Genomic DNA, 9,880 nt, shown 5'->3' on the forward strand with positions numbered 1-9,880 from the left:
GCAGTATCAGTTGAGCAGAGGTTGGCGGCTGTCATCATTGCGGATCTCAGGTTGGGCAATTCTTACCGGCACCGGCACTTCGGTGCTGTGACGGTTTACCTCGGTCACCACCGGCTTATCAAAACTGCCCGTGACCGTAAAGTTAATCCGGGAAATCACTTCAGCCGATTGAAACACCTCATCCAGCGCCAGCGCAGCCAGACCAGTTGCCGGATTAACCATCCAGGCGATGATTACCGGTAAACTGGAGGTGACCTTCGGAGAAAATGATACCTGATAATCCATCTCACGCTTTACCAGGTCGGCATACCCCTGCAGCTGCATATTGCCAGGCACACCATCGATACTGAAATCGCTGGTTTGCGCTACACCTTGCTGCAAGCTGAGATTTCCGCTCATCCGGTTATAAAAAAAGCCTTTCGCAAACACATCGCGAAAGTCCAGCCGGAGTTTGCGAACAAGTGAGTTTAAACTGAAGATTGAGAATAACCGGGCGCCCTGATCGCTGACTTCAGTCAGTGAGCCTTCACCCAAGGCAAATTGCACCTTGCCGTTCAGCGCCTTCATCGCGAACTGCTGCGGCGCACCCTGCCAGTGCAATGTAAAATCAAGCTCGCTACGACTGCCGCTAATCGCACTACTTAAGCCATATTCTGTTAATAAGGCGCCGAGATTAGGGCTGACGAAGTTACCACTAAACTGACTGAGTCCTAACTCCGCATCCGGTTGCCAGTTGCCTGTTAGATTAAATTTATTACCCTTGTAGTCGGTTTGCAGCTCAGTTAGCTGCCAACGCTCACCTGTACCTGCGGCTTTAAGCGTTACATTACCAAAGCGATAAGGCCCAACGGCACAATCTTTACACCGTAGTTGCAACGGCACCATTTCCGTTAGCCATTGCTGAGCCTGGCGTTCCGGCTCGGGTGCGGGTGTGGTTTCCACCGCAGCACTGTCTGCTGCAAGCAGCGGCTGTGGCAACACTAAATGCAGGTAGTCCAGCTCGGCGGTTAAACCTTTGGCTTGCCAATCATGGAAAAATTGCCAGCGGCTGGCAATTTCAGCGCCATTTAACTGTAACTGCCAGGCATCGGCCGTTGGTGTCAGGTCAAATACGGTATTCGTTAGCTCAAGCTCAGCGGGTAACCGGATTTGCTGGATCTGCCCCCGCACCCGTTGCAAGGGTGGTAACCATCCTGGTTCAGTTGCCGCCTTGCTGAGCAGCGGCTGCAACAGACTAAACCAACTGGTTAATTCGGCAGACGCTAAATCAACCTCTACCGTAAAACCCGTTTGTGTCAGGCTGGCTTTATCCGGCCCCAGCATTAATTGGGCCCGCTCTATGCGGCCACTGCTATGCGATAATTGCGCCTGAAAATCCAATAGCTGCGGATAACTTAGCGCCACAAAGCTTTGTTCGGTATTACCATTGGCCACCAAATGCAGCAGCGCGCGCTGCCCGACACTTTTTTGATAGGGAATGGGTAATTGTAAAGCCAGTGCACTGAGATCGGCATCTAAGGTTGCCTGATAAGTAAAACCCTGCTCGGGTAGGTTTAATGCTAACTGTAGTTGCCAGTCGGCGGCTCCGGCGAGTAAGTCTTCATTATCGGTAACTAGCAATAATTGCAAATCTTCGGCCAAGGCCTGCCCTTGTAACGTCAGCTCAATTTGATAACCAAGGTCCTGCATCGCACCGTTAAAACTGCCGCTGGCCGGCAAACCCAAATAGCGAAATTGTAAGGCTTCGCCGGCTAACACTTCGTTGCGAAAGTTCACCCGCCCGGTTAAGCCATCAAGCTGAATCGCAGGTGCCTGCAGGTTTGCCTGTACATTGAGTAGGTCAGCGCTGCCGGATGCCACCACACCAGGTTCGGTAAGTCCAATCTCTAATAACAAATCACCGCGCACCGGACCTGCCAGCCCGAGATGTTGCAAGGTTTTACCTAAACTATTTTGTAGCGAAGACGCCAACATCAACTCTGTTAACGCAGCGGTATCAAGCTCCGTATTGAGCCGGATATCAAGTTGAGTGGCACGTCGCAAATCGACAATACTGGCTTGTACCGGGTCAGTCAGGGGCAATAACCCCAGATAGCCCTGCTGACCTTCAATTAGCATGGCGGCATTATCAAACCACAGTGCAGCCTGTAACTCAGTTAATGCCGGCCAGTCTGGAGCAAAGCGAAAGGTTGCGCCGTTTAAACCGGCGTACACCTGAAAATGGCCCGTCGCATCACTAAACGGATAATCAGCAAAAGCACCTTGCCACAGCACTGTTGCCTGCTGTAGCTGACCGCCTTCTATCGCTACACTCAGATAATCCCGTGTTTTCTCAGGCATATAACGCTGTGGAAAATACTGACTGGCCTTTGCAGCATCCAGACCGGTTAACTGTGCCAACAGGGCGAGCTCTGGTCGCTCTCCGAGGGTGATACTGGCTTCGGCTGCCAGCTCGAAATCGCTCAGTTGCAATTGAAATTCAGGGATCTGGATCTGCCAGCCCGCTATCGTGGGCACTAACCTGAGCTCTGCTACCAGCTGTTGGTAATCCCACGGCGTCGGGAACAGTCCGTCCCAGTCTAAACTTTGTTGCTCACCATTTAGCCGCAGCCAGATCAGGTGCTCGGTCGCCGCCAACTGCCCCTGTAACTGCTTTAATCCGGGCACATCACCAACTGCAACAGTACTGAGCGCCTCCACTGTACCCGTTAGTTGCCATTGCTCCTGCCGGACGCGAAGTTGTAATTGTTGTAAATATCCCGTCGGTTGGTACGCCAATATGGCTTCTAGTTTTTCACTGTCTTCCGCCAGCAACTGAGCGAGTGGCTGTAGCGCGTCTAACTGAAAATCGCTCAGGGTTGCCAGATACTGCTCATCGGCACGACTTAGTTGCAATGTCAGCCCTGGCCATTGTGTTAATGCATCAGCCAGCGTGAGTTCAGTAGATAATAGCTGCCAGCCGTTGCTGTTGGGCGTCCAGAGTAATTGTCCAGGGCCGAGTTTCAAACTATGTTGCACGGCCTCACGCTGCCAGTGCAGACTATTCTCGGCCAGCTCTAATTGCAGATAGGTGAACTGGCCACCGCTTAAACCCGCCCAGGCTCGGAAGTTAAGGGCAGCTTTCTGTAACCGGCTACTTTGTGGCAGGAATTGCACAAACCAGGGCAGTACGTCCAGCTCTGCGCTCTCTAAATAGAGTTGCCCTTGTGCTTGCTGAAGATCTGGCCCCTGAAAATCGAGAATAAAACTGATGGTATTGGCTGTGACTCCGGCAATGGATAACTCGCCATGCCCCTGGTGACGTTCACCCGCATTTCGCCAGTTCAGGCGGTGGATCTGTATCTCCTGCTCCGGGTGCTCGGCACTGATCAGCACCAGCTGACTGTCGATAACGGTAAAATCTTTTAGTTGCCGGAAAAACAGTTGTTCCAGTGCCGGGAGTGTTAATTCGTTGCTAGCCGCAGAGGGTTGCTGGCCTAACAGTTGGTCGGCATTGAGCTGATAGCGCAAGCCCTGTAACTCGATTTGCTCCGCCGTGATGGTACGTTGCAATAAGGTTTGCCAGAAATCGAGATGTAACGATGTTTGAGCGATAGTCAGGACGGGTTGTTGCGGGTCACCCAGTTCAAGCTGTCGCAGTAACAGGGCCGGTCCGCTACCCCGCCATCCAGCACTGATCTGGCCGATCGCAACCGTAGCACCTAGCTGGTTGCTAAGTACCTGCTCAATTTGCTGTTTGTAACTGTCCGCATAAGGTAAGGCCAGGCGTAATACTGAGATTACCGTTGCCAGCAACACTAAGCAAAGTGCCAGCGCAACCCAAACTTTATGCAAACAGTAAAAGCAAACCCGTTTTACTTGCTGCACTACATCATTACCACGTCGAACTGTTCCTGCGTATACATGGGCTCCGACTGAATACTGATTTGTTTACCAATAAACACCTGCAATTCTGCCAGGCTGTGGAACTCATCTGTCGTTAGGGCATCACGAACTACCGGCGAGACATACACGACAAATTTATCTGCAGAATAGGCACGGTTTACCCGGACGATTTCCCGCAAAATTTCAAAACAAACGGTTTCAACGGTTTTCAGCGAACCGCGCCCCTTACATACTGGACACTCTGAGCATAGGATATGTTCCAGACTTTCGCGGGTTCTTTTCCGGGTCATTTCAACCAGACCCAAGGCTGAGAAGCCGTGAATGTTGGTTTTCGCACGATCACGGGCCAATGCCAGTTCCAGACTATGGAACACCCGTCTTTTATGTTCGTCATTTTGCATATCGATAAAATCGATAATGATAATACCACCGAGATTACGCAGGCGTAGCTGACGGGCAATCGCCTGGGTGGCTTCGGTATTGGTGTTGAAAATGGTCTCGTCCAGATTGCGATGGCCAACGAAAGCACCGGTATTGACATCGATTGTGGTCATCGCTTCGGTCTGATCAATCATCAGATAGCCACCACTCTTTAGCGGCACCTTGCGCTCCAATGCGCGCTGGATCTCGTTCTCAACGTCAAATAAATCAAAAATCGGCCGTTCGCCGGGGTAATACTCCAGTAACGGAATAATCTGCGGCATAAATTCTTCACAAAAGGCGGTAAGCTGCTGAAAGGTCAGTTTCGAGTCGACCCTTACCCGCTCCAGCTCAGTGCCGACAAAGTCCCGCAAAATACGGTAACTCAGACTCAGATCCTCGTAAACCACCCCTTCTTTCCGGGTGTTTTTTTTCCGTTTTAGGATCTTACTCCAGAGTTTTTTTAGAAATTTGGCGTCTTGTACCAACTCGTCTTCAGCCGCGCCCTCTGCAGCTGTGCGTACAATAAAGCCGCCACAATCGTCGACGCAATTGCTCACAATATCTTTTAAGCGTTGCCGCTCTGCTTCGGACTCCAGCCGCTGCGAAACACCCACATGCGCACTGTCTGGCATAAACACCAGGTAGCGTGACGGCAAGGTAATATCAGTAGTGAGTCGGGCTCCCTTAGTGCCAAGGGGGTCTTTTACCACCTGTACCAGTAAGTACTGCCCTTCACGAACCAACACCCGAATATCTTTACTGACGGCCGGCTTAGTATCTAATTCGCTGGCTTCATTGTGTTGCACTATATCTGACGCGTGCAAAAAGGCTGCTTTATCTAAACCAATATCGACAAAGGCAGCCTGCATTCCCGGTAATACCCGGCTGACTTTACCGACATAAATATTGCCTACTAAACCCCGTCGAGCCTGACGCTCAATATGTAACTCCTGTAATACCCCGTTCTCAATTAAAGCGACACGGGTTTCGGTCGGGGTGACATTAATTAATAGTTCAGCACTCATCCTAGCTCCTGCAGTTGCTGTAACAGGCGATCAGTCTCACACAGTGGTAAACCCACCACGCCAGTGTAACTGCCGTTAATCCGCTCAACAAAACGGGCAGCCTGCCCCTGAATACCATAACCGCCCGCCTTATCTGCAGGCTCGCCGCTCTGCCAGTATGCATCCAATTCAGCAGCAGAGATATTCCTGAACCAAACCTCGGTACAACTTAGTGCCTGTAATTGGTGCTCACCGCTAACAACAGCGACTGCCGTGAATACCTGGTGGCTACGCCCGCTGAGCTGGCTCAGCATCTGCAGAAAGTGACTTTTGGATTCCGGTTTACCCAGAATGTGCTGTTCCAGCACGACAGTGGTATCCGCACCAAGTACCGGCAAACGTCCGGCTATCGCAACAGCACCAGCGCGCGCCTTAGCCAATGCCAGCCGGCTAACATAGGCCGCAGGCGTCTCACCAGAGATCACACTTTCGTCAATCTGTGGACTAACTAACTCAAAGTTAACGCCTATTTGCGTCAACAACTCCCTACGCCTCGGTGACGCTGAGGCAAGCGCAATTTTCGGATACATTATTGGATCTTAAGTTGACGACGATAACGGCGTAACAGCCAGAATAACCAGGGCCAGACTAACATCCCGATCACCACCGGCCACAAATAAGCGGGCCGGAAATTGACCCCGGTTAAAAAGTGACTCAGCCAGAATACCAGTAACTGATATAGCGCTAATAACAAACCGACTAAAAGCGCTTGCTGAATTACTGCGAAATTCCTTATTTTTAGATAGTTCACCCCTACAACAAAGCTAACTACCGAAAAGGCCAGCGCATTTACACCTAGCACTGTGCCAACCAGTACATCGGTTAGAAAACCGACGACAAAGGCCGTACCAATATTTACTCGTCTTGGTAACGCCAGGGTCCAGTACATCACCACTAACAGTGCCCAGTCAGGGCGAAATAATGTCAATTGGTAGGGCACCGGAATAACCGTCAGTAATAACGCCGCTAACAAACTAAGATAAATAAAACCTAACCCCTGAGCCGGACGCATTAAAGTGGCTCCTCCGCTGGCGGCTCAACAGTGAGCTGGTTACCTGGCAACAAAATTAACACGTGACGGATCCGGTCGAGCTTCGCATAGGGTCTGGCCATCACATTCATAAAAGGCTGGCTATCATCTTTAAACACCCGGGTGACTTCCGCTACCGGATAGCCTTCCGGAAAACGACCATCTAAACCGGAGGTTAATAAACGATCGCCCTCACGGATATCCGTACTCAGAGGTAAATGAATGACCCGCAGCTGGTCCCATTGCCCGATACCCTCGGCGATCGTACGGATCCCGGTACGCTCGGCACGCAACGAAATGGCATGAGTATTGTCTGAAATCAGTAAAGCCCGACTACTACTGGGCCCAACACTAACAATCTGCCCCACAACACCTTTATCATCAATCAAAGGTTGATGTACGGTAACGCCATCATTACTGCCTTTGTTTAAGACCACTTGATGTGCGAATGGGTGGCTGTATACGGCTAAAACCTCTGCAATCAGCCGCTGCCCTTCTACCACGGGCGCAGAGCCCAGCAAGGCACGTAACTTATTATTTTCCTGCTGCAGGAAATTTAGTAACTGCAACTGTGCATCTTGCTGTAATAACCGTTCTCGCAATGCCGAGTTTTCGGTAAGTAATTGTTGTTGTGACATCAATTGTTCGGAAGCACTGGAAATCAGACTTTCCGGTAAACTGGCGGCATAAAACAGAGGGCTAACGGCAGAGGTCAGATAACTGCGGATTTGCGTCGCGCTATCGGTATAGCGGTCAACAAACATCAGCCCGACACTGCAGGCTAGCGCTAAAACTAAACGCAGCCCGAGTGCCGGGCCGCGTGCAAAAAAGTCATTCATGTAAGTCTCAGAAAGTCAGAAACCTCTTTACTCGTAGCTGAAGACATCACCACCGTGCATGTCGATCATCTCTAGTGCCTTACCGCCACCGCGGGCAACGCAGGTCAAAGGATCATCGGCAACCACCACCGGAATACCGGTTTCTTCCATTAACAGGCGATCTAAGTCACGTAATAGCGCGCCACCACCGGTTAACACCATGCCACGCTCGGAAATATCGGATGCCAGCTCAGGTGGTGATTGCTCCAGCGCTACCATGACAGCACTGACGATACCGGCCAATGGCTCTTGCAGTGCTTCCAGGATCTCATTGCTGGTCATGGTAAAGCTACGCGGCACCCCTTCTGCCAGGTTACGGCCACGAACTTCAATTTCTAACACATCGTCACTTGGGTAGGCAGAGCCGATCTCTGTTTTAATACGTTCAGCCGTAGCTTCACCGATCAAGATGCCATAGTTACGACGGATGTAGTTGACGATAGCATCATCGAATTTATCACCACCAATTCGCACTGAGGATGAATACACCACACCATTTAACGAGATAATCGCAACCTCAGTAGTACCACCGCCGATATCTACCACCATAGAGCCTGTTGCTTCCGATACTGGTAAGCCAGCACCGATCGCTGCAGCCATCGGCTCGTCAATCAGATACACTTCACGCGCACCAGCCCCCTGGGCTGACTCACGAATGGCCCGGCGTTCAACCTGAGTTGACCCACAAGGAACACAGACCAACACTCTCGGGCTTGGGCGCAGAAAACTGTTGCTGTGCGCCTGACGGATAAAGTGCTGTAACATTTTCTCGGTAACATAGAAGTCAGCAATAACACCGTCTTTCATTGGCCGGATTGCTTTAATATTACCAGGTGTTCTACCCAGCATCCGCTTCGCAGCGTGACCAACAGCAGCAACACTTTTCGGGCCACCAGCACGCTCCTGACGAATAGCAACTACCGAAGGCTCGTTCAAAACGATGCCCTGATCTTTGACATAAATAAGGGTATTAGCTGTACCAAGGTCAATGGACAGATCGTTGGAAAAAATGCCGCGCAATTTATTAAACATGGGGAAGGTGGATCCTTTTAACGACATCCCGCTGCAAGGCTGAAGTAGCGGCAGCAGAAATAAATTTATACAGAATTATTGCTATTCTAAGTAACTCTCCGGCAAGAAAATAGCTTTTTGTCACATTTTTCCCAAATAAAGCAGGAACCCGTTGTAACTGACAAAATCACCGCACAAACTGGCCCCCACAGATGGAAATTGCCGCACCAGTAAAACCGATGACGTTATAATAGCCACCACGCGTTATTTATTGGTCACTTTGCATGACGACACAGCTGTCAGCCGAATATCACTGGCAACTACTGCCGGCTAGCATGGTTTCAAACCCAGCACCGGAAATTTGGATTTGCTCGTTAAAAGCACCTGTCGCCGAGATAGCGGGTAACAAGTGGTTAAAACTGCAATCGGCATTACAACAGCGTCAACCCGGACAAGGGATCCTGAGCTTCGGCGGCGCCTTTTCTAACCACTTGGCGGCGTTAGCTGCAGCTGGACATCACTATAACTTTCCTACTATTGGTATTGTCAGAACTGACCACCTTGACCAACAGAATCCTACTTTAAAACGCTGTCAGGCTTTTGGGATGCAACTTAAAGCACTTAACCGTGATAGCTATAGACAACACCAGCAGACGGAGTTCCTGAATAGTTTAAAAATATCTTACCCGCATTATCTTATAGTACCTGAGGGAGGGAGTGATCAGGCAGGTGCCTGGGGTGTTCGCACTTTACCCCTGCAGCAGACGCCAGCAGGCGCCGCCGATCTGCTCTGCTGTGCCACTGCCAGTGGTGGCACTCTGGCTGGCATTATTCATCAACATCCAACAATTAGGTGTCTGGGGTTAGCTGTAGTTAAAGATAGCTCACTGCCACAACGCGTCAACGCCTGCCTGCCATCCGATGAGATATTCAATAACTGGTCTATTGCTCAGGCAAGATCAGGCTATGGCAAGCTATCGGCAGACCTCACCGCTTTCTGCTGCCAGTTAAAGCGTGAATATAATATCAGCACTGAGCCGGTATACACCGGTAAAGCTCTGCACCTACTAATAGAACTTATAACAAAAGGCGCGCTTGCGAACGTAAAGCGGGTAGCGTTTTTTCATACCGGTGGTTTGCAGGGGCTGCATGGTTTGCACTATCGCCAACAGCTGACTGCAGAGCAGTATCAGCTGTTGGCAGCAGAGTCAGCGATGATATAAGTTTTAGCGACGCGTGATCGTTCAGTCATATAGCTGCAGCTATGGTTCGCTGTGATACGCCGTTGTTGGAGTTTGGCTTAATCTTTTCTATCACTATCGTAGAATGACTTCGGTACAGCAGGCTTAGCGGAGTCTCAGTGTGGTGTAAGCGTTTGGTTTCGCTTTTCGTGCAGGGGGTGCTTAGTCACAGTGCGGTGTGTCATTGATAGCGCGGTTAGGGCTCGTTGCTATTGGTCTGCTTTATTGTCTCGCTTGAATGTCTTTATCACCATCGCAGGATGACTCCGGTACGGCGGGCGTACCGGAGTCTGAGTGTGGTGTACTCGTTTAGCTTGGCGCTTTGTGCAGAGGCAGTTTGGTCGAAGT

The 9,880-nt window shown here is 50.6% G+C and carries 7 protein-coding genes; 1 reads left to right on the forward strand and 6 read right to left on the reverse strand.

All coding sequences use genetic code 11. The features are described 5' to 3' along the window. Positions 1-6: 6 nt before the first annotated feature. The 6 genes from AAY72_RS05400 to AAY72_RS05425 are packed head-to-tail and all read right to left on the reverse strand — an operon-like array spanning position 7 to position 8,312. On the reverse strand, positions 7-3,834 hold the full coding sequence (locus tag AAY72_RS05400; protein WP_231728902.1) for a YhdP family protein: 3,828 nt from the start codon (positions 3,832-3,834) through the stop codon (positions 7-9). Between the two features lie 32 nt (positions 3,835-3,866). Next, entirely contained in the window at positions 3,867-5,333 is a 1,467-nt protein-coding gene (gene rng / locus AAY72_RS05405) for a ribonuclease G (protein ID WP_008985242.1), read from the reverse strand. Continuing rightward, complete coding sequence (locus tag AAY72_RS05410; RefSeq protein WP_008985241.1) at positions 5,330-5,902, reverse strand: nucleoside triphosphate pyrophosphatase; 573 nt, start codon at positions 5,900-5,902, stop codon at positions 5,330-5,332. Before AAY72_RS05410 ends, rng begins: the two co-directional genes overlap by 4 nt. Then, the gene (gene mreD / locus AAY72_RS05415) at positions 5,902-6,384 is read right to left on the reverse strand and encodes a rod shape-determining protein MreD (protein ID WP_008985240.1); all 483 of its coding nucleotides are present in this window, start codon (positions 6,382-6,384) and stop codon (positions 5,902-5,904) included. Before mreD ends, AAY72_RS05410 begins: the two co-directional genes overlap by 1 nt. Beyond that, positions 6,384-7,241 carry a rod shape-determining protein MreC gene (mreC, locus tag AAY72_RS05420; RefSeq protein WP_057785884.1) on the reverse strand — a complete coding sequence of 286 codons (858 nt, stop codon included), beginning with the start codon at positions 7,239-7,241 and terminating at the stop codon, positions 6,384-6,386. Before mreC ends, mreD begins: the two co-directional genes overlap by 1 nt. A gap of 27 nt (positions 7,242-7,268) precedes the next feature. Next, entirely contained in the window at positions 7,269-8,312 is a 1,044-nt protein-coding gene (locus AAY72_RS05425) for a rod shape-determining protein (protein ID WP_008985238.1), read from the reverse strand. Between the two features lie 263 nt (positions 8,313-8,575). On the opposite strand from AAY72_RS05425, the gene AAY72_RS05430 reads away from it, so the two are divergent. Further along, positions 8,576-9,514: a 1-aminocyclopropane-1-carboxylate deaminase/D-cysteine desulfhydrase gene (locus tag AAY72_RS05430; protein WP_057785885.1), complete on the forward strand. Its 939-nt coding sequence runs from the start codon at positions 8,576-8,578 to the stop codon at positions 9,512-9,514. The last annotated feature ends 366 nt before the right edge of the window (positions 9,515-9,880 follow it).

The sequence above is a fragment of the Alishewanella sp. WH16-1 genome (assembly GCF_001441695.1).
Classification (GTDB): Bacteria; Pseudomonadota; Gammaproteobacteria; order Enterobacterales; family Alteromonadaceae; genus Alishewanella; species Alishewanella agri.